This is a genomic window from Kribbella sp. NPDC003505, from assembly GCF_040610875.1.
In the GTDB taxonomy this organism is placed as follows: domain Bacteria; phylum Actinomycetota; class Actinomycetes; order Propionibacteriales; family Kribbellaceae; genus Kribbella.
The window spans coordinates 638,462-664,185 of record NZ_JBEXNA010000004.1 but is presented as its reverse complement, the minus strand read 5'-3'; the positions used below and the strand labels follow the sequence as shown (position 1 = coordinate 664,185).

At 69.0% G+C, this 25,724-nt stretch carries 30 protein-coding genes and 1 riboswitch; of the genes, 14 read left to right on the top strand and 16 right to left on the bottom strand.

What is annotated here, in order from left to right; all coding sequences use genetic code 11:
* Nucleotides 1-74: 74 nt before the first annotated feature.
* The 3 genes from ABZX12_RS17095 to ABZX12_RS17085 form a co-directional block, all read right to left on the bottom strand.
* Nucleotides 75-1,568: an FAD-dependent monooxygenase gene (locus tag ABZX12_RS17095; RefSeq protein WP_355694061.1), complete on the bottom strand. Its 1,494-nt coding sequence runs from the start codon at nt 1,566-1,568 to the stop codon at nt 75-77.
* Entirely contained in the window at nt 1,565-2,119 is a 555-nt protein-coding gene (locus tag ABZX12_RS17090) for a hypothetical protein (RefSeq protein WP_355694059.1), read from the bottom strand. Before ABZX12_RS17090 ends, ABZX12_RS17095 begins: the two co-directional genes overlap by 4 nt.
* Nucleotides 2,120-2,189: 70 nt before the next feature.
* Complete coding sequence (locus ABZX12_RS17085; RefSeq protein WP_355694057.1) at nt 2,190-2,519, bottom strand: L-rhamnose mutarotase; 330 nt, start codon at nt 2,517-2,519, stop codon at nt 2,190-2,192.
* A gap of 229 nt (nt 2,520-2,748) precedes the next feature.
* Between ABZX12_RS17085 and ABZX12_RS17080 the strand changes: the two genes are divergently transcribed.
* Together ABZX12_RS17080 and ABZX12_RS17075 are read left to right on the top strand one after the other, a co-directional pair.
* The gene (locus tag ABZX12_RS17080; protein WP_355694056.1) at nt 2,749-4,650 is read left to right on the top strand and encodes a penicillin-binding transpeptidase domain-containing protein; all 1,902 of its coding nucleotides are present in this window, start codon (nt 2,749-2,751) and stop codon (nt 4,648-4,650) included.
* A 63-nt stretch (nt 4,651-4,713) separates the two neighbouring features.
* A complete protein-coding gene (locus tag ABZX12_RS17075) occupies nt 4,714-5,049 on the top strand; it encodes a zf-TFIIB domain-containing protein (protein ID WP_355694054.1) in 336 nt (111 codons plus the stop codon).
* 30 nt (nt 5,050-5,079) lie between these two features.
* Here ABZX12_RS17075 and ABZX12_RS17070 read toward each other — a convergent pair whose 3' ends face one another.
* Nucleotides 5,080-5,490, bottom strand: coding sequence for a PaaI family thioesterase (locus ABZX12_RS17070; protein ID WP_355694052.1), 411 nt, complete (start codon nt 5,488-5,490; stop codon nt 5,080-5,082).
* 31 nt (nt 5,491-5,521) lie between these two features.
* Between ABZX12_RS17070 and ABZX12_RS17065 the strand changes: the two genes are divergently transcribed.
* The 6 genes from ABZX12_RS17065 (at nt 5,522) to ABZX12_RS17040 (ending at nt 11,116) form a co-directional block, all read left to right on the top strand.
* Entirely contained in the window at nt 5,522-5,986 is a 465-nt protein-coding gene (locus ABZX12_RS17065; RefSeq protein ID WP_355694051.1) for a GNAT family N-acetyltransferase, read from the top strand.
* Nucleotides 5,987-6,263: 277 nt separating this feature from the next.
* The gene (locus tag ABZX12_RS17060; protein WP_355694049.1) at nt 6,264-7,268 is read left to right on the top strand and encodes an ATP-binding cassette domain-containing protein; all 1,005 of its coding nucleotides are present in this window, start codon (nt 6,264-6,266) and stop codon (nt 7,266-7,268) included.
* Nucleotides 7,265-8,077: an ABC-2 family transporter protein gene (locus ABZX12_RS17055; RefSeq protein WP_355694048.1), complete on the top strand. Its 813-nt coding sequence runs from the start codon at nt 7,265-7,267 to the stop codon at nt 8,075-8,077. Before ABZX12_RS17060 ends, ABZX12_RS17055 begins: the two co-directional genes overlap by 4 nt.
* Entirely contained in the window at nt 8,074-8,895 is an 822-nt protein-coding gene (locus ABZX12_RS17050) for an ABC-2 family transporter protein (protein ID WP_355694046.1), read from the top strand. Before ABZX12_RS17055 ends, ABZX12_RS17050 begins: the two co-directional genes overlap by 4 nt.
* A gap of 18 nt (nt 8,896-8,913) precedes the next feature.
* Nucleotides 8,914-9,993, top strand: a complete 1,080-nt coding sequence (locus ABZX12_RS17045) for a DNA polymerase IV (RefSeq protein WP_355694045.1) — start codon at nt 8,914-8,916, stop codon at nt 9,991-9,993.
* 121 nt (nt 9,994-10,114) lie between these two features.
* Entirely contained in the window at nt 10,115-11,116 is a 1,002-nt protein-coding gene (locus ABZX12_RS17040; RefSeq protein ID WP_355694044.1) for an Abi family protein, read from the top strand.
* Nucleotides 11,117-11,140: 24 nt separating this feature from the next.
* Here the strand turns inward: ABZX12_RS17040 and ABZX12_RS17035 are convergent, their stop codons facing one another.
* Entirely contained in the window at nt 11,141-12,019 is an 879-nt protein-coding gene (locus tag ABZX12_RS17035; protein WP_355694043.1) for an aminoglycoside phosphotransferase family protein, read from the bottom strand.
* Between the two features lie 346 nt (nt 12,020-12,365).
* Here ABZX12_RS17035 and ABZX12_RS17030 point away from each other — a divergent pair, with 346 nt between their 5' ends.
* A complete protein-coding gene (locus tag ABZX12_RS17030) occupies nt 12,366-13,382 on the top strand; it encodes a Fic family protein (RefSeq protein ID WP_355694041.1) in 1,017 nt (338 codons plus the stop codon).
* Between the two features lie 55 nt (nt 13,383-13,437).
* Here the strand turns inward: ABZX12_RS17030 and ABZX12_RS17025 are convergent, their stop codons facing one another.
* Entirely contained in the window at nt 13,438-14,280 is an 843-nt protein-coding gene (locus ABZX12_RS17025) for an amidohydrolase family protein (protein WP_355694040.1), read from the bottom strand.
* A gap of 13 nt (nt 14,281-14,293) precedes the next feature.
* Nucleotides 14,294-15,385, bottom strand: coding sequence for a mandelate racemase/muconate lactonizing enzyme family protein (locus ABZX12_RS17020; RefSeq protein ID WP_355694038.1), 1,092 nt, complete (start codon nt 15,383-15,385; stop codon nt 14,294-14,296).
* A 111-nt stretch (nt 15,386-15,496) separates the two neighbouring features.
* Between ABZX12_RS17020 and ABZX12_RS17015 the strand changes: the two genes are divergently transcribed.
* From ABZX12_RS17015 to ABZX12_RS17000, 4 genes are read left to right on the top strand one after another with little or no spacing between them, the layout of a single operon-like run.
* Nucleotides 15,497-16,204, top strand: a complete 708-nt coding sequence (locus tag ABZX12_RS17015) for a GntR family transcriptional regulator (protein WP_355694036.1) — start codon at nt 15,497-15,499, stop codon at nt 16,202-16,204.
* A 15-nt stretch (nt 16,205-16,219) separates the two neighbouring features.
* On the top strand, nt 16,220-17,068 hold the full coding sequence (locus ABZX12_RS17010) for a fumarylacetoacetate hydrolase family protein (protein WP_355694034.1): 849 nt from the start codon (nt 16,220-16,222) through the stop codon (nt 17,066-17,068).
* Nucleotides 17,069-17,105: 37 nt separating this feature from the next.
* Nucleotides 17,106-17,717, top strand: coding sequence for a class I SAM-dependent methyltransferase (locus tag ABZX12_RS17005; RefSeq protein ID WP_355694033.1), 612 nt, complete (start codon nt 17,106-17,108; stop codon nt 17,715-17,717).
* Complete coding sequence (locus ABZX12_RS17000) at nt 17,714-18,091, top strand: VOC family protein (protein WP_355694031.1); 378 nt, start codon at nt 17,714-17,716, stop codon at nt 18,089-18,091. Before ABZX12_RS17005 ends, ABZX12_RS17000 begins: the two co-directional genes overlap by 4 nt.
* Before the next feature lie 6 nt (nt 18,092-18,097).
* On the opposite strand, the gene ABZX12_RS16995 is transcribed toward ABZX12_RS17000, so the two are convergent.
* From ABZX12_RS16995 to ABZX12_RS16960, 8 genes are all read right to left on the bottom strand, one after another.
* Complete coding sequence (locus tag ABZX12_RS16995; RefSeq protein WP_355694030.1) at nt 18,098-18,478, bottom strand: hypothetical protein; 381 nt, start codon at nt 18,476-18,478, stop codon at nt 18,098-18,100.
* Nucleotides 18,475-19,716: an alpha/beta hydrolase gene (locus ABZX12_RS16990; RefSeq protein ID WP_355694029.1), complete on the bottom strand. Its 1,242-nt coding sequence runs from the start codon at nt 19,714-19,716 to the stop codon at nt 18,475-18,477. Before ABZX12_RS16990 ends, ABZX12_RS16995 begins: the two co-directional genes overlap by 4 nt.
* A gap of 66 nt (nt 19,717-19,782) precedes the next feature.
* The gene (locus ABZX12_RS16985) at nt 19,783-20,172 is read right to left on the bottom strand and encodes a hypothetical protein (protein WP_355485200.1); all 390 of its coding nucleotides are present in this window, start codon (nt 20,170-20,172) and stop codon (nt 19,783-19,785) included.
* A gap of 56 nt (nt 20,173-20,228) precedes the next feature.
* Nucleotides 20,229-20,600, bottom strand: a complete 372-nt coding sequence (locus ABZX12_RS16980) for a hypothetical protein (RefSeq protein ID WP_355694027.1) — start codon at nt 20,598-20,600, stop codon at nt 20,229-20,231.
* Complete coding sequence (locus ABZX12_RS16975; protein WP_355694025.1) at nt 20,597-21,703, bottom strand: alpha/beta hydrolase; 1,107 nt, start codon at nt 21,701-21,703, stop codon at nt 20,597-20,599. Before ABZX12_RS16975 ends, ABZX12_RS16980 begins: the two co-directional genes overlap by 4 nt.
* 57 nt (nt 21,704-21,760) lie before the next feature.
* Complete coding sequence (locus ABZX12_RS16970; RefSeq protein ID WP_355694023.1) at nt 21,761-22,315, bottom strand: histidine phosphatase family protein; 555 nt, start codon at nt 22,313-22,315, stop codon at nt 21,761-21,763.
* Nucleotides 22,312-23,064: a CbtA family protein gene (locus ABZX12_RS16965; RefSeq protein WP_355694021.1), complete on the bottom strand. Its 753-nt coding sequence runs from the start codon at nt 23,062-23,064 to the stop codon at nt 22,312-22,314. The genes ABZX12_RS16970 and ABZX12_RS16965 overlap by 4 nt, the downstream gene beginning before the upstream one ends.
* Nucleotides 23,065-23,069: 5 nt before the next feature.
* Nucleotides 23,070-23,267: a CbtB domain-containing protein gene (locus tag ABZX12_RS16960; RefSeq protein ID WP_355694019.1), complete on the bottom strand. Its 198-nt coding sequence runs from the start codon at nt 23,265-23,267 to the stop codon at nt 23,070-23,072.
* A gap of 56 nt (nt 23,268-23,323) precedes the next feature.
* Nucleotides 23,324-23,390: riboswitch (cobalamin riboswitch) on the bottom strand.
* Between the two features lie 311 nt (nt 23,391-23,701).
* Here ABZX12_RS16960 and ABZX12_RS16955 point away from each other — a divergent pair.
* Nucleotides 23,702-24,343 carry a LysE family translocator gene (locus tag ABZX12_RS16955; protein WP_355694018.1) on the top strand — a complete coding sequence of 214 codons (642 nt, stop codon included), beginning with the start codon at nt 23,702-23,704 and terminating at the stop codon, nt 24,341-24,343.
* On the opposite strand, the gene ABZX12_RS16950 is transcribed toward ABZX12_RS16955, so the two are convergent.
* Entirely contained in the window at nt 24,324-25,697 is a 1,374-nt protein-coding gene (locus ABZX12_RS16950; RefSeq protein ID WP_355694016.1) for an MFS transporter, read from the bottom strand. The genes ABZX12_RS16955 and ABZX12_RS16950 overlap by 20 nt on opposite strands.
* Nucleotides 25,698-25,724: the final 27 nt, after the last annotated feature.

The window sequence follows — 25,724 nt, the reverse complement described above, 5'->3', positions numbered from 1 at the left end:
ACCACATCCGCGTTTCTCGGCACCCGCCGTACGGATCCGGTGCACACAGTGCGCGAAGGCGGGGCGCGCGGGGGCTAGGTGGCGCCGGTGAGGTCGAGCCAGCGCGCGACCTCGGGAGACGACGCCTCCGTCGTGCGGAGGCCGATGTACCCGTCCGGGCGTACGGCGATCAGGCCGCGACCGTCACAGTCCAGCAGCCGATGCACGTGGATCGAGGCATCGGTCACTGCGACCGTCGGCGCATCACGGAGCAGGAGGAGATGCGTCCCGGGGCACGCCGTGAGGGTCTGCAGCCGAGTGCGCCCCCCAGCGACGGTGACGGGTAAGTCAGGCAACCGGTCACCGACGCGGAGCGGCAGCGACTCGGGCCGGCCGTCGTCGATCGACAGCCGGCTGGTCGGATACCCGACGCGGAACTGTGCGAGGACGCGGAAGCCCGCGGCCGTCAGGTGCCGCCGGCGCAGAACGGTGGGCAGCACCAACGGCGCGCCGACCGGCAGCACCACGGTGCGGAGCAGCGACGCCACCGGATCCAGACCGGATTCGGCCCAGAAGACGAGGTTCGTCCAGGCAGTCGTGGCCCGCGCGACGGGCCGGCGCTCGAGCTCGTACGAGTCGAGCAGCGTCTGCGGATCTGTGGCTTGTGCGACCCGGGCCAGCTTCCAGCCGAGGTTGATCGCGTCCTGGATCCCCGTGTTCATCCCCTGCCCGCCGGCCGGGGAGTGGACATGCGCGGCATCGCCGGCGAGGAACACCCGGTCGTGGCGGTAGCGATCGGCCAGCCGGTGGCGCATCGGCACCACCTCCGACCAGGCAACCCGGTTGACCCGCGTCTGCAGCCGGGCCGCGTCGAGCATCTCTTGCACGTCCCGCGGCGATATCGGGCCACCACCGACCGGCCTGGTCGCCAGCAGCCGCCACGCCGCCTGATCGCCGTGCGGGAACAGAAAAATCAGGCCGGCGCGAGTGGTCGACACGTGCGCGGTGTCCGTACCGAGGCTGCCGTCCAGCTCCAGATCGGCCTGCACGATCTCCCGGTCGTAGACTCCGCCGCTCGTCCCGATACCAACCGCCTGGCGAACTGTGCTGTCGGCACCGTCACACCCGACCAGATAGTCACAAGTCGCCTCGCCACGCCCACGCAACTGCACCTGCACACCGCTCCTCCGCGCCGACCTGAGAGACGCGAGCTCGACTCCCCGCTCGATCGGGACGCCCCGGCTCTCCAGCGCGGTCGCGAGAACCGACTCGACCCGAGCCTGAGGGAGCAGCGTCAGGTGCGGGTACGCCGTGTCCGGCACCGCGAGCTCCGCGATCCGCACCGGGAGCACACGCCCGCGCAGGTGGAGCCGTACGGTCGGCGCGCTGTCGGCGTACCTCAGCAGGGAGTCGACAACGCCGAGCGGACGCAGTACCTCGAGCGATCGCGCGTGCAGCATCATCGCCCGCGAGGGCCTGGCCGCTTCGGTACGCCGGTCGATGACGCGGACCGCGGCACCCAGCGCGTGGGCCTGCAGCGCAAGAGCGAGGCCGGTCGGCCCCGCGCCCACCACCAGGACACGTGTCACCAGGACTCCTGCGGCCGCCACCACTGGTCGGGGGCTGCAGGGCCGTCGACGCAGGTCGGGTCGGCGAGCACGTCGTCGCGCCGGAGGCCTGGCAGCACTCGGTGGTGGATCGAGTCGAGTTCGGAGACGAGGGCGAGCGGCCACCAGAGGGCGCGGACGTACGCGTCGGCCTGGTCGGGGCCGTCCCAGTCGTACAGGCCGCGGTACACGCCGGACTCGTCAGCCGCGAACCAGAGCTTCGACACGAAGCCTGGGAAACCGGCGAACAACGGGGTGTTCAGCCAGCTCTCGGCGCGGAACAGCCGGTGTCCGACTCCTCTGACGCGCCGCAGCCGGAACTGGACGATCAACACGCACGGGTTCAGCGGCGCCGCCGGCAGCTCCATCACCGTCTCGCGGTAGATGGACGCCGTCGACCCGTCGGCGAACCGCACCCGCCGACCGACCTGACCGCGCGGGAAGCGGATGCGTCTGCGGGCAAACTGTACGGCGGTCCGCCCCGCGCAGGCCGCCAACCGCGGCAGGGCCGCGCGCAATCGCAAATGCTCCACGTCACCACCGTCGCGCGGCGGCGGTCGCCCGGTTACGACACAAGGTCCCGACCGACCAGGGACCTTGGTACTAGTCGGTTTGTTCGCTCATCGTCCAGACGTGGCGCAGGGACTGGCCGGCGACGCCTTCGGGGTTCTGGGCGAAGCCTTCGACGAACTGACTCATGTGCTGCTGCCAGCGCTGGTCGACCGGGTCGTCCTTGAGCTGCGCGACGGCGGCCTCGAAATCGTCGGAGACGACCAGGTGGAACAGGTCGCGGCCACTGCGCCAGATCGACCAGTCGCTGATCCCGGCGGCGCGCATCACCGTGATCAGTTCCGGCCAGACGCGGGCGTGCTCGATCTCGTAGGCCTCTTCGGTACCGGGAAGCAGGCGGCTGTGCAGAGCAAGGCGGGTCACAAAGGAGCAGAATACGCTCGGTACGGCGACCGTGGAACGCGGTTCCAGAATCCGGCCGGGCCGATACGCACAGCGTCTCGGTCCCGATTCGGCCGCCGTCTGGCGCCAACTCCCGAGCGGGTGCGCGCGTCGTAGTTGGGTGAGTTGAGTAGTTTCGCCCTCGTGGCCAGGAGCCACACGCCGAAGACTGTGCCCGGTGTCCATCCGTCGTCGTGCGAGAGTTGGGAACGTGAAGCGAACCACTGCCATCGTCTGCCTGAGTAGTCTGCTGATCACCGCTGGTTGTTCGGACAGCAAGTCCGGCGGCGGGAAGTCCGGGAGCGACGAGCAGCAGGCGTCCGGCGCGGTCATCAAGCAGTTCGCCGACGCCTGGGTGAAGGCCTGGGCCCCGGACGGCAAGCCGGACGCCGCCGGTGCGCTCACCGACAACCCGACGGTGTTCGGCAAGCGGCTCGACGACGTCGACACCGCACTGGTCGCGAGCACCGTCACGGTGACCCCGCAGGGCGACCCGAAGTGCACCGACGGCACGAGCTGCACCCAGGAGCTCGCCGTCGAGGCGCAGCTGCGCGGGATCGGCGCGATGAAGTGGACCAGTACGGCGACCGCGGTGAAGACCGGCGACGCGTGGAAGATCAAGGCGTCGGGCGACACGATCTACCCGGGGCTGGGCGACAGCAACTACCTGAAGCGGGTCCGCGCGCTGCCGGCCCGGGCCTCGATCCTGGACCGCAACGGCGTCGCCCTGACCGCGAACCGGCCGGTCGTGATCGTCGGTGTCGCGTCGGGCAGCAAGGCGACGGCAGCGACGTACGCCGCGTTCACGAAGTACCTGGACGTGGACGGCGCGAAGCTCGCCGCGCGGGCGAAGGCGGCGCCGGCCGGGCAGTTCGTCGACGCGATCACGATCCGCGCCGAGGAGTGGGAGGCGCTGCGGCCGACGATGAGCAAGCTGCCCGGCGTGCTCACCATGGGCGGTACGCAGTCGCTGCCGCCGACCGCGACGTTCGCCCGCTCGATCATCGGCACCATGAAGACGGCGAACGAGGACACGCTGAAGAACGCCGGGCCGACCGCGTCGGCGCAGGACCAGGTCGGCACCACCGGCCTGCAGTACGCGTTCCAGCAGCAGCTCGCCGGGACGCCGGGCGGCACGGTCGCGCTGCGGGACGGCAAGACCAAGCTGACGATCAAGACGGTCTTCACCCAGAAGGGCACCGCCGGCAAGCCGGTGAAGACCACGCTGGACACGAACCTGCAGAAGGCCGCCGAGGCCGCGCTGGCGACCAGCAAGCTGCCCGCGTCGCTGGTCGCGGTCCAGGCCTCGACCGGCCAGATCCTGGCCGCGGCGAACGGCCCGCAGGTGGCGAGCTACAACCGCGCCTTCCAGGGCCGGTACGCGCCGGGCTCGACGTTCAAGATCGTGACCTCGGCCGCGCTGCTGGGCAGTGGTGAGACCGCGGCGACGCCGTTGCCGTGCACAGACACGATCAACGTGTTCGGCAAGACGTTCAAGAACTACGACGCGCTCGCGGCGTACGGCAACGGCACCATGCAGACGGCGTTCAACAAGTCCTGCAACACCGCGTTCATCTCGCAGCACGCCCGGCTGCCGAAGGACGGGATGACGAAGGCCGCCGCGATGTTCGGTATCGGGCGGGACCTGAACCTGTCGCTCTCGGCGTACGGCGGCCAGGTCCCGGCGCCGAAGGACGACGTCGAGGAGGCCGCGTCGATGATCGGTCAGGGCACGGTCACCGCCAGCCCGCTGGCGATCGCGCTGGTCGCCGCGACGGTCGATCACGGTACGGCCATGAAGCCGGTGCTCGTGCCGGGCAAGGACGCCGCCGGCGCGGCCGCCTCTCCGTTGCCAGCAGCAACTGTTGCGGCGCTGCGGACGTTCATGCGGACCACGGTCACCGGCGGCACCGCCAGCGTGCTCGCCGGGAACGGCGCGGTCGCCGCCAAGACCGGTACGGCCGAGGTCGTGGTGAAGGGCAAGGTCACCACCAACGCCTGGATGGCGGGCTACCGCGGCGACGTCGCGTTCGCGGTGATCGTCGAGGGCGGCGAGTCCGGCTCACACACCGCCGGGCCGATCCTGAAGACGTTCCTGTCGAGCTTCAAGTAGGAAGTTGCTGAGAGTTGGCTGAGAGGGCGGGCTGACGGGGATTTCGTCACTTACCGTTGCCGGATGGAGAGCCTGATCTGTCCCAAGTGCCGGGGCGCGATGCGGACGTACGAGCGCAGCGGCATCACCGTCGACCAGTGCGGTGAGTGCCGCGGCATCTTCCTCGACCGGGGTGAGCTCGAGCACCTGGTGGACGCCGAGCTGCGGTTCAACGCACCGCAGGAGCCGCGACGCGAGGAGAAGCGCTACGAGGAGCAGCGCTACGACGACAAGCGCCGTTACGACGACCGGCGCGACGACCGCCGGTACGACGACGACCGGCGCTACGACCCGCGGTACGGGAACCAGCACCAGTACAAGAAAAAGAAGAAGTCGTTCCTCGAGGAGCTCTTCGACTGAGAGGGCATCTGGGAACCCTGCGCCCTCCAATTACCGACGGCCGACGACGGTGCCCTGGGCGATCGCGCACAGGGTGCCGTCGCCGTTCTCGTCGAGGGTGACGAGCTCACAGGTGCACGCGGCTTGCCGGCTGCCCGCGTGCACGACCCGGGCCTCGGCCCGCAGTACGACGCCCTGTGCCGGGCGGAGATAGCTGATCGTGAAGCCACCGGTCAGCACGTCCGGGCCGAGCGCGGATCCGCCGGCGAAGGTGATCGCGTTGTCGGCCGCGTAGCTGAGCACGCCTCCGTGCAGGAACCCGTTCTGCTGGCGGAGCTCGTCACGGATCGTGAGCTCGAGAGTCGCCGCGCCCGCGCCGAACGCGGTGAGCCGCGTCCCCAGCAGCACGCTGAACGGCTGTTCGGCGAGCACCTTCTCCGCCAGTTCGAAAGTCAGCTCCATAGCTTCAAGCTAACCGACCTAAGGTGAGCACGTGACGACATCTCCGGTGCTCCTGCGCCCAATCACCGACGACGAGTACCCGAGCTGGATGGAGCGCGCCGCGGCGTCGTTCGCGGCCGGTGTCGGACCGGCCCGCAGCCTGACGCCGGACGAGGCGCTCGCCGTCGCGTACGAGCAGACCGAGCAACTGCTGCCCGAAGGCCCGGCCACCGATCAGCAACTGATCTGGATCGCGGTCGCCGGCGACGAGCCGGTGGGCAGCCTGTGGATCAGCACCAAGGCGAAGGTGCCGTTCATCTACGGCATCGAGGTGGATCACGCGCACCGCGGCAAGGGGTACGGCCGGGCCATCATGCTCGCCGCCGAGGAGGAGTGCCGGCGGCTCGGATACACGCAACTGGACCTGAACGTCTTCGGGGACAACAACACCGCGATCGCTCTGTACGACTCGCTCGGCTACGCGGTCATCTCACAGCAGATGCGCAAGGACCTCTGAAAAAGCCGCTGGACGGCGCTTTCCGGGACGGCTTACCGTGGTCGGTGGCAGCCGCACGTCGGAAGGACCCACAGGGAGCGATGTCGACACCTCGTCGAGATAACGGTTGATTTGACGTCGACCCGCGCGATCGCACCGGATCGCGGAGCCGGGACGGACCTCGGAGTCCACCCGGCCGATCTCACTCGCCGAAGTGCTCGTCCTGCGCTCTGCGCGTTTGCGCGTTGACGCTGCCCGGTCCGTCGTTTACCGACTCCTGTGGAAAGCGGTGCATTACGTGACGCCTGTTATCGCGGCACACGATCTGACCAAGACCTACACCTTTCATCAGCAGCGCGCTGGGCTCGGCGGTGCGCTGAAGAGCCTGGTGAAACGCAAGTACGAGACCCGGCTCGCCGTCGACCGGGTGACGTTCTCCATCGGACAGGGCGAGGTCGTCGGCCTGCTCGGCCCGAACGGCGCAGGCAAGACGACCACGCTGAAGATGCTGTCCGGCCTGCTGTACACGACCTCCGGCGACCTGCAGGTGCTCGGCCACACGCCGTCGGACCGCAAGCACGACTACCTGCGCCGGATCGCGCTCGTCATGGGCCAGAAGACCATGCTGTGGTGGGACGTCCCGGCCATGGAGAGCCTGCTGCTGCACAAGGACATGTACGGCCTGTCCACCGCCGAGTTCGACCGCAACGTCGCGGAACTCGCCGAGCTGCTCGAGGTCGAGCACCTGCTGAACGTGCAAGTCCGCAAGACCTCGCTGGGCGAACGCATGAAGCTGGAGCTGATGGCCGCACTCGTCCACGGCCCGGAGATCCTGTTCCTGGACGAGCCGACGATCGGCCTGGACGTGGTCGCGAAGGCCAGGGTCCGGTCGTTCCTCGCCGACGTGAACCGCGTCCGCGGTACGACGATCCTGATCACCAGCCACGACATGGACGACATCGAGGCGCTCTGCTCGCGGGTGATGATCATCGACCACGGCCGGCTGCAGTTCGACGGCGGGCTCGACGAGCTCGTTCGTACGGCGCGTCCGCGCAAGCTCGTCCGGGCGACGTACGCGACGACCGTCGACGCCGTGCGGCTGAGCGGGCTGGACGGCGTGACCGCGGTCGAGGTGTCCGGGCAGCAGGTCGCGCTCGAGGCGGATCGGGAGCAGGCCGGTGCGGTGATGGAGCACCTGACCCGGCTCGGCCCGCTGGTCGACCTCGACGTGTCCGACGCGGACATCGAGGACATCATGCGCGACCTCTTCCTGCGCCGCAGCACGCTGGGAGACGTGTCATGAGCACGCTGGTGCGCAACCTCCGCGTCGTACGCCGGATGACCGCGGCGGACATCGCCCAGCAGTCCGTGTACCGCGGCGCGTGGATCATCTTCATGCTGGCGAACATCACGATGCCGATCATCTCGCTGCTGATCTGGCGGACGGCGCTCGCGAGCGGAGCCCAACTGCCGGTCGACGAGCGCTACATCACGACGTACTTCGTGCTGCTCGGCTTCGTCACGATGGCGACGTCGTCGTGGATGGCGGGGTTCCTCGCCCAGGACATCCGGCTCGGGAAGCTGTCCAGCTGGATGGTCCGGCCGGCGTCGTTGCTGACCGGGTTCGTCGCGAACAACCTGTCGGAGAAGTTCCTGAAGCTGTTCGCGCTGATGCCGATGATCGGCATCGTGTGGTGGATCTTCCGCGACTCGATGAACATCCCGGCCGGCCCGGGACGCTGGGCGCTGTTCGCGATCAGCATCCTGCTCGGGGCGATGCTGGTGTTCACGATCGACATCCTGATCGCGTCGCTGGCGTTCTGGATGGACGACGTGAGCGCGCTCGTGCAGGCCCGGGTGATCGTCGCGAGCGTGCTGTCCGGCGCCGTCGTTCCGCTGGCGCTGATGCCGTCGTGGTCGACGGGCTTCGTCGACCACCAGCCGTTCCGGTACACGGTGTCGTTCCCGGTCGAGATCGTCGCGGGTCAGCTGACCGGGCACGAACTGCTGGTGGGACTGGGGATCCAGCTCGGGTACGTCGTGGTGTTCGCGGCGATCGCCCGGCTGGTGTGGTCCGCGGGCATCCGCGCGTACTCGGCGGTGGGCGCATGAGCACGCTGGACCGGACCTGGTGGCACAAGCAGTGGCGGCATCTTCGGCTGTGGCGGCGGTTCTTCGCGCAGGCGGTGGTGCGGGAAACACATTTCCGTGCGCACTTCCTGACCACGCTGCTCGTCGGCCTCGTGCAGCTCGGGCTCGGCATCGTGCCGACCTTGCTGCTGTTCGGGTTCACCAGCGAGGTGCACGGCTGGTCGCGGGCCGAGGTGATCGCGCTGGTCGGGGTGTTCCAGATCGTCACCGGGCTGCTGGCGACCTTCGTCGCGCCGAACCTGAACCGGATGACGACTTACCTGACCGAGGGCGAGCTGGACGGCGTGCTGCTCCGGCCGGTGTCGAGCCAGTTCTACCTGACCCTGCGGTGGATCAACGTCGCGGAGCTGACGAACGTTGCCAGCGGCATCGTTGTGCTGGTGATCGGGCTGGTGCAGGCGGACATCACGTTCGGCGCCGGTCAGGTCGTGCAGGCCGTCGTCCTGGTCGCCTGCGGTCTGGTGCTGCTGACCGCGGTCTGGTCGGCGATGTCGTTCCTGGCGTTCTGGCTGCAGTCGGTGAACCCGATCGGGTTCGTGTTCCTGAACCTGATGGAGGCCGGGCGGTATCCGCTGGTCTTCTTCCCGGTCGCGGTCCGGACGTTCCTCACGTTCGCCTTCCCGGTCGCGTTCGCGACGACGTTCCCGGTCCGGGCGCTCGCGGGAGATCTCGGATGGGGGCCGGTTGCTCTGGGTGTCGCGCTCGCGGTCGTGGCTCAGGGGCTGGTACGGCTGGTGTGGCGGCGCGGGCTGCTGACGTACTCCAGCGCGTCGAGCTGATGTGGTTACCTGTCAGCTATGAGCTGGTGGCTCCTGCACGTGGACATGGATCAGTTCATCGCTGCTGTCGAGATCCGGCGGCGGCCTGAACTCCGTGGCCTGCCGGTCGTGGTGGGCGGGTCCGGCGACCCGACCCAGCCTCGGCAGGTGGTCGCCACCGCGTCGTACGAGGCGCGGGCCTTCGGCGTACATTCCGGGATGCCGGTGCGGGCGGCGTACAAGAAGTGCCCCGAGGCGGTGTTCCTTCCATCCGACCCGGCCGCGTACGAGGCCGCGTCGACCGAGGTGATGGACACCCTGCGGTCCTTCCCCGTCGTCGTCGAGGTCTGGGGCTGGGACGAGTGCTTCGTCGGCGCCGAGACCGACGATCCGGAAGCGCTGGCGCTCGAACTGCGCGCCGCCGTCGCCGCGCGCACCGGGCTGACCTGCTCGGTCGGTATCGGCGACAACAAGACCCGCGCCAAACTCGCGACCGGCTTCGCCAAGCACGAACGCTCCCACGCCGAACCCTTCAAAGGCGCCGCGGGCGGCGCCGGCGTCTACCGCCTGACCGCGGACAACTGGCGGTCGGTGATGGACCACCGCCCGGTCCGCGACCTGTGGGGCATCGGCCCCCGGATGGAACGCAACCTCGCGGAACTCGCCATCACCACCGTCGCCGAACTCGCCGCCGCCGACCTCGACGTCCTGAAGAAGCGCTTCGGCCCCAAGATGGGCACCTGGTACGCCGCCCTGGGCCGCGGCCTGGGCGACACCCAGGTCACCGACGTACCCCGCGAACCCGTCTCCCGCAGCCACGAGGAGACCTTCACGACCGACCTGGTCGAACGAACCGACGTGGAGCGCGAACTCCGCCGCATCGCCACCGAAGTCACCCAGGAAGTCGTCGCCGAAGGCCGCACCATCCAACGCGTGTCCGTCAAGGTCCGCTTCATCAGCTTCTACACCCCCATCAAGAGCCGCAAACTCCCCGAACCCACCCAAGACCCCGAGGTCATCGCCACCACAGCCCTTACCCTCTTGGAGAAATTCGAACTCCGCCGCCCGATCCGACTGCTGGGCGTCCGCGTCGAGTTTGTTCCTGGCTCCACATCGTGAACCGCCCGCTCACTTTGCGTCAGCAAGTCACGCCCTGTAAGATCTGGAACATCAACACCGGCCCCGCTGTTGGCTTCATGCCAACAAGGGTCGGTTTTCATGTTCCGGGGGTAGCTTTTGCATGGCGGAGTACGCCAAACCGCACTTGACGCATCAACAGCAGCTGGCCCAGCTGGTCGATCGCGGCCTTTCCTGTCATGACGAAGCGGCCGCGATCGAACTGTTGAAGACAGTCGGGTACTACCGGCTGAGCGCGTACATCTACCCGTTTCGTGAATTGCTCCCATCCGGATCGGACAGGCACAGCTCTGGACCGCGCCGTTCCGACAGCATTCGGGACGGCATCAGCTTCGAACATATCGAGGCGTTATGGAGATTCGATCGGAAACTTCGGCTGGTCTGCCTCGACGCGATCGAGACTGTGGAGACCGGGCTCCGCAGTCGACTGGCCTACGTCCTCGGCCTTCGGGACCACCTCGGTCATGTCCACCGTGAGAGCCTCGACGCAGACGCGTGCTCCCGCCCGGTTGGGCCAGGCGGCCGGCACAGGGACCAGGATGCGTTCGAGCACTGGCTCACGAAGTACGAGGCCCTCGAGTACGAGGCGCGCAACGAGGACTACGTCGTCCATCACAAGCGGAAGTACGACGGTCACATGCCGATCTGGATCGCCGTCGAGTTCTTCGACTTCGGAGCCTTGAGCCGCCTGTTCGCTCTGCTGAACAAGCACGATCAGAACGCGATCGCAAAGGATGTCGGCGTCCGCGGCGGTCCGCTCCTGGCTGCCTGGCTGCGAGACGTGAACTACGTTCGGAACCTTTGCGCCCATCACTCGAGGTTCTGGAATCGGCAACCGACCTACAAACCTGGAAAGTTCAATCCTGCGCAGGTGGGCAGCGCTCTGGTCCACGCCGCTCAGATGGAGCCGCGTCACAAGATCTACGTCCACCTGGCCGTACTCGGATACCTGGTGCGAGGTCTCGATCCGCGCCAGAACTGGCCCCTGACGCTCCGCACGCTTATCAAGAAGTTCCCCAGCGTCCCTGACATCTCTCCGGAAAGGGACATGGGCTTCCCGCGCGGATGGTCGGATCTGCCGCTGTGGACGATGAAGTCCCCGTAGTATCCCGGCTGATCAGCCGCTCTTTCAGGTGAGCTCAGCCAGGACCTTCGCCATCGCGGTATAGCTCTCGCGTACTGCCGTGGGCCTGGCGAGGCGGTGCCGTTCGAGGCGGAGAGCCGCGAGGTGTCGCGCCTCGTAGATCGCCGCTCGCCAGGTGGCGGCAGGTGAGTGGTCCAGGTCGCCGTACGACTCCCAGAACGCCTTCCGCTCGTCGTCCTTCGCCTGCGCCATCCGGATCGTCCAGTCCGCCGCGGGATCACCGAACTCGGTCCGGTCGAAGTCGAGCACCCCCGAGATCAGCGGCTCGGGCGCGTCGGCGTCCAGCAGACAGTTCACCGTCCACAGGTCACCCGTCAACAACCGCGGCTCCTGCACCTCGTCCAGCGTCGCCCGCCCCCGCTCCGCGAGCGCGGCAGCCCGCCGTACGTCGGCGGCGTCAAGGCCTGCTCGTTGCAGGTCGTCCGCGATCTGCGTGAACGACCCGATGACGACTTCGCTCCAGGACGTGTGCGGCGGCCCGTCCACACGACCGAAGTAGGGCCCGCGGACGTCGTGCACGGTCCGCGCGATCGCCCCGAGCTGCCGGAAGAACGTCGTCCGCCCGGCCCGCGGATACCGCCCGAGCTGCTTCGGCGCCGGAACGCCCGGCAAACAGCTCTGGATCATCCAGTCCCGATCCACAACCTCGTGCGACCAATCCACAGCCAGCACCCGCGGCATCAGAGTCGCGATCCCCGCCAGCCAGGGCACGCTCGCGTACTCATTCCGCATCAACCACCGCTCAGACCCGAACTGCGCCCCGTCGGCCGGCGCGACGCGCAACACCACCGCCTCGTCCCACCCCGCGAGCTCGATCCGGTAGACGCTGTTGTACGCCCCGAACCCCAACTCAACAGCCCGCACCGGCACAACGCCCTCCCCGAACGCCCGCCGGCAAACCGCCTCGATCTCCGTCCCCGTCGGCCCACGCTGAAACGCCGCCGGCTCTCGCTCGGTAGCCTGGAATTCCATCTCCACCTCTTCACTTCGAGCCTCTTATATAACTTTATCCTGAGAAAGTTATATAGTGGAGTGCGTGAGCCAACTATCGGTCGGCTGGGAACGCTGCGACTGGAACGAACCCGAGATCCCCATGTCCCGTCGCGAGCGCGCCGTTGCCACGGGCTCGTACCTTGCGTCCGTCTCGCCGGAAATCTCCCGCATGGCCTTCGACATCCCGTCCGAGGTTGCCGCGGCGGCCGAGGACGCGTTGGTCGAGATCTCCCGGTTCGATGCGGAACTGGCCGCGTCACTCCCGCGAGCCGACGGTGAGCTCGCGCCGCTCGCAGTCGTCCTGCTCCGCACCGAGTCAGCGTCTTCCTCGCAGATCGAGGGCGTGACTGCCGGAGCGAAAGCGCTGGCCATTGCGGCCCTGAACCAGTCCTCGGGCCAGAACGCCAGAATGGTCGCCGCCAACGTCGAGGCCATGCAGAAGGCGATCGACATGGCCGACGACCTCAGCATTGATTCGATCCTGGCCGCACACCGCGCCTTGATGCACGACCAGGTCTACGCCCAACCCGGCCGGCTTCGGGACGCGCAGGTCTGGATCGGAGGCGGAGCGACGCCACACACCGCCACGTTCGTCCCACCCAGGCACGAGCGGGTGCCCGCGTTGATGGATGACCTGGTCGCCTTTTGCACACGTACTGACATCCCAGTCCTCAGCCAGGTGTCCATCGCGCACGCCCAGTTCGAAACCATCCACCCGTTCAACGACGGAAACGGCCGCACCGGCCGGACCCTGGTACACGCGATGCTGCGTCGATCCGGCGTGACGCGACGACTGACCGTCCCGGTATCGGCCGGGCTCCTCGTCGACACCGAGGCGTACTTCGCGGCGCTGGGCTCGTACCGCGATGGCGACCCAGCCCCGATCATCACGCAGTTCAGCCGCGCCTCGTTCGCTGCCGTTGGCAACGGCCGAAGACTGGTCGCCGACCTCACCGGGATCTTCGCCGAGTGGCAGGACACGCTGCCGTCGCGCAGGGGATCTGCCGCGCGGCGGCTCCTGCCACACCTACTCAGCCAGCCGGCAGTCACCGTCAGGCATGTCCAGCAGTACCTCAATGTCTCGCAGCCCGCTGCACAGCGCGCGATCGACCAGCTTGTCGAGGTCGCGATTCTGAAGCAGGTCTCGACCGGGAAGCGCGATCGTGCGTGGATTGCCCGCGACGTGATCAACGCCCTCGACAAGTTCGCAACCCGCGCCGGCCGCCGCGGCTGATACCTGCCCACGGGACACTCGAGTTCCGCCCCTGCCCGGTGGCACGAGCCGGGGGTTACCTCAGGTTGTAGATGCGGGTGGCAGTGCCCGCGAAGACGGCTTCCTGTTCGGTGGGTGAGAGGGCAGCCGTGAGTGTTTGGGCGGTTTCGATTACCTCGGCGTACGTCGCGGCCAGTAGGCAGACCGGCCAGTCGGAGCCGAACATGACGCGGTCGGGGCCGAAGGACTCCAGGACGACGTCGGCGTACGGCTGGAGGTCTGACGGTTTCCAGGTGGTCCACGGGGCCTCGGTGACCATGCCTGACAGTTTGCAGGTCACGTTGGGGAGGGACGCCAGCTCGCGAAGGTGCGAAGCCCAAGGGGACAGAGGCTCGCCGATGACGGGCTTGGAGATGTGGTCGACGACGAAGGTCAGCTCTGGCAGATTGCGCGCGGTTTGGATCGCGGCGGAAAGGTGCGGGGTTTGGGTGAGCAAGTCGTACGCAAGACCAGCCGAAGCAACAGCCGCCAAACCCCGCTGTACGTCGGGACGCAGCAACCAGTCGACGTCCGGCTCGTCATGGACCTGGTGCCGGATCGCCTTCAGATACGCGCCGTCGGGGCGCGCCAGCAGACCGTCCAGCACGTCCCCGATGTCGTCCGCGGTGAGGTCGACCCACCCCACCACGCCTGCCACCAGATCGTTGCCAGCGGCAAGCTCCAGGAGCTCGACGGTCTCCTCGACCAGGCCGACGGTCTGCACGAGCACCGTGGCCGACACGTCTGCCGCCGCGGCCAGCGGCGCCAGGTCTTCCAGGGAGAAGTTCCGCCGGATCGGATCCAGCTCCGGCCCGACCATCCACGACTGTTCCCGGACGGTCAGGTCCCAGACGTGGTGATGTGCGTCGACCCTGCTCATCGGCAGTCTCTCCTCATCCGACCCGGCGGTCGTCGATGGCGTCCTGGTTCCAGTCGATTCCGAGACCGGGGGTGTCCGGAGCGACCGCGTGCCCGTCGACGATATCCATCTCGGTCGACGTGATCGCCCGCAGTTGCGGAATGTGTTCGACGTACCGGCCGTTGGGCACGGCGGCCGTCAGGCTGACGTGCAGCTCCATCAGAAAATGCGGGCACACCGCCAGGTTGAACGTCTCCGCCAGGTGCGCGACCTTCAGCCACGGCGTGATGCCGCCGATCCGCGCCACGTCCACCTGGACGATCCCCGCGCCACCGGCCGCGACGTACTCCCGGAACTGCGACACGGAGTACAGCGACTCACCGACCGCGATCGGGATCGAGGTCCCCGCCGAGAGTCGCACGTGCCCGGTCACGTCGTCGGCCGGCAGCGGCTCCTCGAACCAGGACAGATCCACGGACTCGAAGGCAGCCGCTCGGCGGCGCGCCTCGGGGTACGTCATGGACTGGTTCGCGTCGACCATGATGTCCATCGCGGGTCCGACGGCGTCCCGGACGGCCCGCAGCCGCTCCAGGTCTTCGTGGACCCGCGGTTTCCCGACCTTGAGCTTCACCCCGGGCCAGCCCGCCTTCTGCGAGGCCAGCGCACCGGCGACCAGTTCATCGGTAGTCAGGTGCAACCAACCGCCTTCGGTGTCGTACAGCGGCACGCGCTGCCGATACCCGCCCGCCAGCCGCCACAGCGGCTCTCCGGCCCGCAGGCACCGCAGGTCCCAGAGTGCTGTGTCCACGGCGGCCAGTGCCAAGGACGTGATCGCTCCGACGGTCGTCGCGTGGGTGGACCAGAACAGGTCCGACCAGAGCGCCTCGACGTTGCGGGCGTCCGCGCCGGCCAGGCGGGGCAGCAGGTGGTCCCGGAGCAGCGCGAGTACGGCGGTGCCGCCGGTGCCGATCGTGTACGAGTAGCCGAGCCCGGTCAGCCCGTCCGCCGTGGTGAGCGAGACGAAGATCGTCTCCTGTTTGAGGAACGACTGAACGGCGTCGGTCCGGACGGTCTCGACCTCGAGGTCGACGAGATAGGCCTCGGCCCGGACAATCGCCGTACTCACATTGCCTCCCAGATCCTATAGGATATTGCGCATCCTGATGCTGCCGCTTCACACTGGACGCGTCAAGACGGTCTTCGAATCGGGCAGAATGCATTTCAGGGAGGAGCGAAGGTGACGGATGCGCATGTAGGTCTGGCCGGGCAGCTCACCCGCCTGCCCCAGCGTCAGGTGCTCAGCGACGACGTCTACGAGACGGTCAAGGGCCTGATCATGGACAGCGTGGTCGAGCCCGGGACCCGGTTGAACATCGATGCACTGACCCGTGAGCTGGGCATTTCGCAGACCCCGATCCGGGAATCGCTGGCCCGGCTGGAGTCCGACGGCCTGGTGATCAAGGAGCCGCTGCGCGGGTACCGGGTGTCGTCCCGGCTGACCCGCGCGGAGTTCGAGGACCTCTTCGAGTACCGGTTGCACATCGAGCCGTGGGCGGCCGGGCGCGCCGCCGAGCGATCCGGCACCGACGACCTGGCCCGGCTGAAGGCGGAGATGCTCAGCTACACCGACGTGCCGGACCGTCCGTCGTACGAGAGCTACCGGGCGATGGCCGCGCACGACCAGCGGTTCCACGACCTGGTGCTGGAGCTGTCCGGGAACGAAACGGCCCGGCTGTCCTTCCAGCGGACACACTGCCACCTGCACCTGTTCCGGCTGTACTACGGTGGCGGCATCGCGACGAAGGCGTTGCGAGAGCACAAGGCAGTGGTGACCGCCGTCCGCAAGGGCGATCCGGAGGAGGCGTCCGCGGCGATGCGGTCCCACATCGAGGCCTCCCGCGCCCGTCTGCGGCCCATGTTCGACGCCTCGACCAAGACTGACTGATCCAGGGAGACACCTGTGGAACTGCTCCGCCTCGGCGCGGTCGGCGAGGAGCGCCCGTACGTGCGCGCCGCCGACGGCACCGTTCACGACCTCACCCCCTTGACCGCTGACATCGACGGCGCGTTCCTGGCCGCCGACGGCGTCGCCCGGACCCGCGCCGCGCTCGAGGCCGGCGAGCTGCCGGTCGCCGAAACCGAGGGCCTGCGGGTCGGCGCCCCGGTCGCGCGGCCGGGCGCCGTCGTCTGCATCGGCCAGAACTACGCGGCGCACGCCGCCGAGTCCGGCGCCGAGCCGCCGAAGCAGCCGATCGTCTTCTTCAAGCACCCGAACACCGTCGTCGGTCCGTACGACGAGGTGCTGGTGCCGCGCGGCTCCGCGAAGACCGACTGGGAGGTCGAGCTCGCGGTGGTGATCGGCAAGCAGGCGCGCTACGTCGCGACCGACGAGGACGCGCTCGCGTGCATCGCCGGCTACACGGTGTCGAACGACGTGTCCGAGCGTGCGTTCCAGATCGAGGTCTCCGGCGGCCAGTGGTCGAAGGGCAAGTGCTGCGAGACGTTCAACCCGCTCGGCCCGGCGCTGGTACCGGCCGACGAGGTCGACCCGACCAACCTGAACCTGCGCTCCTGGGTGAACGGCGAGCCGCGCCAGGACTCGAACACCTCGGACATGATCTTCTCGGTGGCCGCGCTGATCCGCGACCTCTCGCAGTACATGGTGCTCAGCCCCGGCGACATCGTGAACACCGGTACGCCGGAGGGCGTGGCGCTGTCCGGCCGGTTCCCGTACCTGTCGCCGGGTGACGAGATGGAGATGGAGATCGAGGGTCTCGGCCGCCAGAAGCAGTCGCTCGGCAAGGCCTGACGACAAACTGTCCCCGGCCGGTCCTAGGGTCGGCCGGGTGACCTACCTGGACGACATCAGCAGCTCGTACGACAACGTCGCGGTCTCGTACGCCGAGCTCGTGGTGGACGGCGCCGACGGCGAGGAGGCGGCGTTCGACCTGCTCGCCAAGCTCGTCGCGGGGAGCGGACGGCCGGTGCTCGATGCCGGGTGCGGACCCGGCCGGACCAGCGCTCTACTGGCCGAGCGTGACCTGCGGGTCGTCGGGATCGACCTGTCGCCGGGCATGATCGAGGTCGCCCGCCGCGACCACCCGGAGCTCGACTTCCGGGTCGGTTCGATGACCGCGCTCGACCTCCCGGACGGCTCGGTCGCGGGCATCGTGTCGTGGTGGTCGATCATCCACCTGCCGCGCGACGTCGTGCCGCAGGCGTTCGCCGAGTTCCACCGGGTTCTGGCGCCCGGCGGCGTGCTGCTGCTCGGATTCCACGTCGGCACCGAGTCCACCCACAAGACCTCCGGATACGGCGGGCATCCGATGAACATCCACGTCCACCGATGGACGGCACCTGCTCTGACCGAGCTGGCGGTCGCCGCGGGCTTCACGCCGTACCCGTCGGAGCTTCCCGAGGACCGGTTGCTCTTCCGGAAAGTAGCCTCTGCGGCATGACTTCTCGCGTGCGAACGGTGACGTTCGATGCCCACGACCCGTATGAGCTCGCCGGTTTCTGGCTGCAGGTCCTGCGCGCCGAACGTCCCGACGACGACCAGCCCGGCGACCCGTACGCCTCCGTGCCCACCGACGGCCTCACGGTCCTGTTCGAGCAGAACAACGACGAGAAGTCGGTGAAGAACCGGGCCCACCTGGACCTCGAGCCGGACACCACCCGCGACGAGGAGGTCGCCTGGCTGCTCACTCTCGGTGCCACAATCGCCCACGACCGCCGCGAGGCCGACGGCACCGGCTGGGTCGTGATGCAGGACCCCGAAGGAAATGAGTTCTGCGTCCTCCGCAGCGCCGCCGAGCGCGCGGCAACCAGCTGACCGGCTCTACTCCGGGATCGACGGCGTCTCGCCGGAGAGGGTGAGGCGCCAGTCGTCGTCCCAGCCGTGGACGGTGACCTGGAAGCCGCCGTACTGCGCGGTGGCCCGGTGGTGACCGTTCTCCACCGGCGCCACGGTGGTCTGCCAGCCGCGCTCGGCCAGGGCGGCGACGGCCGCGGCGACCTGGCCGGCGGGGTCGACCACTGACGGATTGCCGTTCTCGACCGTGATCGAGCAGACGGTGTCCGGTCCGCTGCCGTCCGACATCACGCCCGGATCCACCGGCCCGACGTCATGGGCGACGATGCCCTCGAAGCCCGGTACGGCGGCCGCGGCGACCGTGAGCAGCTCGGCGCGGAGGAAGTCGCGGGCCTCGGTCAACGTCATCGTTCAGGTCCTTCCTGCTGCCGCGAACGCGGGGTTCCGTCGAGGACAGTCTTCCTCGACGGCGTCGACGCGACCGTTCGCAGCATCGCGAGTCCGTCGAACGCCTTCGAGATCGGCACCACCACCGGCGACTGCCCGAGCGTACGCAACGGCCCGGCCCAGGACATTCCCAGCATCCGGGTCTCCTCGGCAGGCGTCGTCCGGGCCGCGAGCGTCACCGCGCCCAGCTCGCCGCGGACGATCCGTCCGACGTTCTTCATCGACTCGCTGTTCTTCGCGAAGTAGGCCATGTGCCCGGTGATCTGCACCTGCTCGTTGTCGGTCTCGATCCGTACGGCGTCGGTGAACGACGCGGGATCGGGGCCGTGCTGTTCGGCGTACGACACGTAGTCGCCGCGCGATCGCGCCACCGCGAAGAACTCGGTACCGGGCGGCGTCAGCTGCGCCGCCGACGTGATGCTCGGGTCGACGCCGGGACTGCCGGTCAACAGGTACCGATGAGCGCGGGCGCCCTGCATCATCGCCCGGGTGACGACCTGCGCACCGTAGCTGTTCCCGATCAACGTGACCTTCGCGCCCGGCGATCGCACCGTCGCGAGCCCTTCCTGGAAGCGGCACAACAACGGCGCCGCCGCCCGGGCGCTCTCGGTGGACCTGCCCTGCGTCAGCCCGAGCGGTGCGTGATACCCGAGCCAGACGATCGTCGCCGTCCCCCGGCCGGCCTCCTCACCGATCTCCTTCGCCCGCACCGACTGCGCGCGCACGCGCTCCAGGTCGTTGTTCATCCCCGGCACCAGGACGGCGATGTTCTCGGCGGTCCGCAGATCGCCCTGGACCTCGATCATCCGGCCCTGACCCTCCGGGTCGACGAGCAGGAACTGCCGGGGAACCTCCACCTCGACACGATTGCCGTCGGCGTCGACGTCCAGGCGCTTCCCGGCCGGCTCGAGCATCTCGTTGAGCATCACCAGCCGCCGGCGCTGCGCGAGGGTCGCCTGCCGGTTCTCGACGAGTGTGTGCAACCGCTGCCGCGCGGCGACCAGGATCAGATGATTGGCGCGGTACCGCAGCTCGGGCGGCGCGCCCTCCAGCGGCCCGACCTGCTCCGGCCGGCTTTCCGCCAGGGCGATCGCCTGTTCGGCGGGCAGTGACCGGAAGAACGCATCCACTTCCGCGACCACCCGGTCGTCCGGCAGGTTCCGCACCCGGAGGAGCAGCGCATCGAGGTCCTCGGACATCCCTCACCTCACCAGACACGGCGACAAACGCTTGCCGGTGCATCCTAGGTGAGGCTGGAGGTCGTCTTACAGTTCGTCGACGTACGGTGTCTGGCCGGTGAACGTCAGGCGCCAGTCCGTGGTCCGGGCGGTGGCGGTGAGGTCGTAGCCCTGGCGGCGGGCGGTGAGTTCGTGGCGGCCTTCGCTGGGCTCGGACACGGTCACCTTCCAGCCGCGGGACTCCAGGGTCTCGGCGGCGAAGCCGATCTGGGCCTCGGGATCGGGGGCGGCGGTGGTCGGATCGCCGGTTTCGACGGTGATCGTGCAGACCGACTCGGGTCCGCTCTCGTCGGACAGCGCACCTTGGTCGACGGGGCCGACGTCCTGCGTCACCGTCGGCTTCTGGTCAGGGACGACAGTGGCCGCCACCGCGAGGAGTTCCGAGCGGAGGAAGTTGCGGGCTTCGGTCAGGGTCACGCTTCCGTGATACACCGTGCGGCCAAGGCTCGCGAGGACACGCCGCGTTTCGGCCGTCAAGAAACGACCGGTGTCTCCCCGGTGAACGTTATCCGCCAGTCCGTCGCCCAGGCGTGGACGGCGACGTCGAAGCCGTCGCGGCTGGCGACGACGCGATGGTGTCCGTCCTCCTCGGGTACGACGTCCGCGGTCCAGCCCCGCGCGCGAAGTGTCGCGGCCGCGGCGTCGACCGTCGCGGACGGGTCGGGCGCCTTCGGGTTGCCGGTCTCGACGGTGACCCGGCAGACCGTGGCGGTGCCGCGACCGTCGAACAGGACGCCGGGATTCACCGGCCCCGGGTCGTGCGTGACGACCGGACGCTGATCCGGTACGACGGCTGCCGCCACCGCGAGCAACTCGCTGCGCAGGAACTCCCGGTCGCTCGTCATCGCTGCTGCCCTCCCGAGCCTCGTGCCGCGCCGTTCGTCCGGTGCGCCGCGGTCTGCCCGGCTGCGGATCCGGCCGACTGCTTCGACGGCTTGGTGAGCGCCACGATTCCGTCGTACACCTTCGACGCCGCCCCCGCGACACCGTTCAGCGCACCGCCCCACGACGTACCGAGGAAGAGTTCGGTCTCGGTCGCCCGGCTGGTGTTCGTGGTGGTGATGTGCCCCAGATCGCCCCGAACCACGCGGCCGATGTTGCGCAGCGCTTCGCTGTTCGGCCGGTAGTACTCGTTGTGCCAGTGCACCGACACCGGGTCGTCGCCACCCCGCGGATCGGCGGTCGCCATTCGGATAGCGTCCGGGAAGGTCGCCGGATCGGGCCCGTGCCACTCCGAGTACGACACGTAGTCGCCCGGCGCGCGCTCGGTGTACAACCGGGTCGGCGGTTGCACGAAATCCGCGGCCTCGTCGACGTACTTCGCGATCCCCGGCGATCCCGTCATCACCAGCCGTTTCGGCCGGGCGCCCGCCATCACCGCCTGCGCGGCCACGTCCGTGCCGTACGAGTGCGCGACCAGCGTGACCTCGGCATCCTCCGCCTTCAGCTCGTCGAGTTCGGTCAGGAGCCCCGCGAGCCGCGGGCCGCCCTCGATCGCCGCGTCCTTGCTCGCCGCCTCCACCAGGCCCTGCGGCGAGTCGTAGTCCAGCCACACCACGACCGCCGTACCCGGGCCGGCTTCCTGCTTGATCAGGTCGCCGCGGTCCGACTGTCCGCGGAACGTGTCGAGGCTGTTCCCCATGCCGGGCACCAGCACCGCGACGTTCTGCGCCTGCTGGAGGTCGCCGAGCACCTCGACCGCACGCCCCTGACCGTCGGGGTCCACCGAGTAGAACTGCCGCGGCCGCTGCACCTCGATGACGTTGCCGTCGGCATCCAGCTCGGACACCGTGACCGGGGTGAGCAGCTCCTCGATCGTCGCCAGCCGCTTCTTGTCCGCATCGCTCGCGGTGTCGGCGTCGACCGCACTCTGCAGGCGATCGCGGGCGGCGACGAGCAGGGCATGATTCGCACGGAACCGCTCGGCAAGCTGGTCGGACTCAGCCATCATGACTCCCCGTGACTGCCGGTCACCTGGGCGTGTAACCGGGCCAACCGCAGTTTGTCAGCTCCAGGGGGCCAGCGAAAGTGACCAGTTGCCGGAGTGGTGCGAGAGGTTGACCGCCGCGAGCGGGCGTACGTCGACGTGGCGCAGGGACTCGGCCGGCGCGTCCACGACGTACAGGACGATCGCGCGGACGATCGCCGGGTGGACGACCGCGACCGCCGAGCCGTGCTCGCGGGCCGCGACGTCGCCCAGCCAGTCGGCGACCCGGGCGATCACGTCGTTCTCGGTTTCGCCGCCGGGTGTCGCGGTGTGCGGCCGGTCCAGCCACGCGGCGACGCCTGACGGATCGGACGCGAGCAGGTCCTCCAGCCCGCGTCCGGCCCAGTCGCCGTACTCGCGATCGCGCAACGCCGGCTCCACCACCGGGTCGAGCCCGAGCGCCGCGGCCGTGCGGACGGCGGCCCGCTCCGGACCGGCGTACGCCGCATCCGCGGACAGCTTCAACTCGCGCGCCGTCTCGACACTCGCCCGGTCCGGCTCGGCGTCACCACCGAGCACGAGTCCACGCAGCGCAGGCGTCAAGGCGTGCGCGACCAAGGTCAACCCCGTCACATCGCTACCTTTTCTCGGGCCGGCCGGCGGTCCACGGCGACCGCATACCCGAATCCGAGCAGGAGCCACAGCGTCGCCTGCGTACCGAGCGAGGCGAACCGGAACTGCCACAGCAGCGTAGCGGGGAACGACTCGGGAACCTCGTTGATCCGCGGCAGAATCAGGTACGCCGCCACCACGGTGGCGACCAGCCCGACGACACCACCCGCGAGCCGGGCCACCTCGCCGTACCGCGCCGCCCACCGGGACAGCGCGACACCGGCCCAGACCGCGAGCAGGCCGATCACCAGCGTCAGCAGATACGTGACGGTCCGCTTGGTGATCGTCTCCGGATCACCGACCGCGGGCGGGTTCGGCGGGTACTTGAGGAACGGGACGAGTACCACGCCGACGAAACCGGCCGCGGCGAGTCCGAGCGCGGCGTGCGCGTCGTTGCCGGTGCCGAGCTTGCGACGCAGCAGCGTGTACGCGACGGCGAACAGGCCGCCGAGCGCCACGCCGTACAAGCTGGTCGCGAGGAACAGGCCGGCCTTCTGGCCTTCACGGCTGACCAGCGGTTCTTCCTCGTGGTCGTCGCCGTGGTCATGGGCCTGGCCATGGTCATGGGAGTGCACGGCACCGGCCTCTTCGATCGCGATCGCCGCGTCGACACGCGACTCGCCCAGCACGTAGGCGAACGTTCCGGCCAGCAGGCCGGCGAAGAGTCCGACGATCAGTCCGCGCACCAGGAGCTGTCCGAAGGTGCGCATCTGATCTAGTGGCAGGGCACGCCGAGCAGATGCCGACCATCGTGCATCAGCTCGTGCAGGAACATCCCCGAACGAGACACCGCACCCTGGTCGAACCCGACCAGATACGCGAGCAGCACCATCAGGCCGACGCTGAGCAGCGCGACGGCGAGGAGCCTGGGAGAAAGAGCCGGTACGGCGACCGAGCGGGCAGGAGCTGCCATCTGAACTGAACCTCCTGGGGAAGTGCGCGTCCCCTTCGAAAGGCTGCGATGCCCGAGCGTCCTGACTTACGAGCCGAAACTCGATCACAGTGGCGCGGCCGCGCCGGATTCTCACCGGCTTCCCTCATGGCACCGCAGGTTGACCCTCGAACCGTAAGGTCCCCACCAACCCCCGGTCAACGCACCCCGGCGCGCCGGTGACCAATCCCACCTACGCACGCCCGCGCCACGAGCACGACCGCCCCACGCCCGCGGTACGACCGGTGCGTGTAGAGCCAGCCCACGCGCGGGACGCAGGTGCCTACTTCGGCGCCAGACTTGCGGGCCGGCGCCGGGTGATTGTGGCGTGACGTCGCCCGTCAGCGCAGCGCGCGGGAGCTCCGGGACGAAGTAGGCACCTGCGGAGTGCGCGTGGGCGGCCTATCCTGAGCGACATGCCGTCCGCTCATCATCTGGTCGCGTTTGCGATCACCGCGCTGATCATCATCGTCGTGCCGGGTCCCAGTGTGCTGTTCATCGTCGGTCGCGCCTTGGCGGTCGGGCGGCGGGAGGCCGTGCTGACGATGGTGGGGAACACGCTCGGCGCCGCGATTCTGCTCGGGGCGGTGTCGCTCGGGCTGGGGACGTTGATTGCGGCCAGTGCGGTCGCGCTCACGGTGGTGAAGCTGGCGGGTGCGGCGTACCTGATCTATCTCGGCGTGCAGGCGTTCCGCTCGCGGAAGTCGCTGGTCGAGGCGATGCGGGGGACGGCGAAGCCGAGTACGACGCGGCGGACGATCCGGCAGGGGTTCCTGGTCGGGGTGACGAACGCGAAGACGGCGGTGTTCTTCGCGGCAGTGCTGCCGCAGTTCGTGGACAAGGGCGCGGCTGCGCCGGCGTGGGCGCAGATCCTGGTGCTCGGGACGATCTTCATCCTGATCGCGCTCTGCTCGGACAGTGTCTGGGCGTTCGTGGCCGGTACGGCGCGGGAGTGGTTCGCGCGGTCGCCGCGCCGGCTCGAGCTGGTCGGCGGCACCGGCGGCCTGATGATCATCGGCCTCGGCGCCAGCATCGCGGTCACCGGCTCGAAGGAATAGCCGTACGCCGTCCCGCCGGAACGCCGAGCAGTGCGAGCAACGCCGGGAGACCGAACGCGACCAGGTACGCCGTCATCGCGGAATGCGGCTCGAGCGCCGCGAACAACGACCCGCCGATCGCGAGGATCGTTGCGGTCGACAACGAGTCACTGAGCTGCAGGGCCGAGCTGTTGGCGCCCTGCTCGTCCCGCTCGGAGTACTCCAGCACCAGTACGGACAGAGTCGGGAACACGGTCCCCATCCCGAGGCCGGTCAGACTCCAGCCGAGGATGCCAACCAGGACCGGTACGTGCGGGTCGAGCGTCAGCGCCGCGGTCACGATGCCGAGCAGGATCGCGAGCATGCCCGCCTGCAGGAAGACCGCGTGTGAGAACGGCTGGTTCGGCCGGCCGCGGTACCACGACGCAGCGCTCCAGCTCAGCGCGCTGACCGTCAGGACCAGTCCGGCGAGTGCCGGCGACAGGCCGCGTTCGCGGGTGAGCATCAACGGCAGGAACACCTCGGCACCGAACCCGGCCGCCGCGACCAGCCCGCGCAGCGCGACCACCGACGGCAGCCCGCGCCCGAAGGCGAAGGTCCCGGACGGCAGCAGCCGCGGACCGAACGCGATCACCCCGGCCAGACCGATCGCCAGCAGCGCCAGCTGTACGGCGCCCCTCTGCTGCCCGCCGTAGTGCAGCAGGCCGACACCCACCGCGGCCGCGATCGCCCACAGTGCCCGCTTGTCCCACAGCTTCCCCTGCCGTACGTCGTACGCGCTGCCGCGGGCGAGACCGGGACGCATCACGAGTGCGGCCGGGACCGCGATCGCCGGGACGGCCAGGAAGACGAGCCGCCAGTTGGTGTGTTCGACGATCAGCCCGGCGATCGCGGGCCCGACGAGCGACGGTACGACCCAACCGGTCGCGAACGCGGCGAAGATCCGCGGGCGGAGGCGCGCCGGGTACAGCTGCCCGACGACGACGTACAGCGCGACGGTGAGCAGGCCGGAGCCGAAGCCCTGGATGATCCGACCCGCGACCAGGATCTCCATCGAGGGTGCCAGGCCGGCGATCAGCAGTCCGGCCAGGAACCACGCCGTTCCGTGCCAGAGCGGCCGGGTCGGGCCTTTCAGGTCGCTCCAGGTGCCGGAGACGACCATCGCTACCACGCCGGAGGCGAGCGGTCCGCCGAACGCGAGCGCGTACAGGCTGAGGCCGTCCAGCTCCTGCGCGACGGTCGGCATCGCGGTCGCGACCGCCAGCGACTCGAACGCGACCAGGGTGATCAGCGCGACCATCCCGACGGTCAGGGCGCGGTACCGCGGTGCAAGGACGCCGCCGGTCTCAACGGCCGGCTCGGCAGTGATGGTCATGACGACGACCATCGCTGCTCAAGTGCA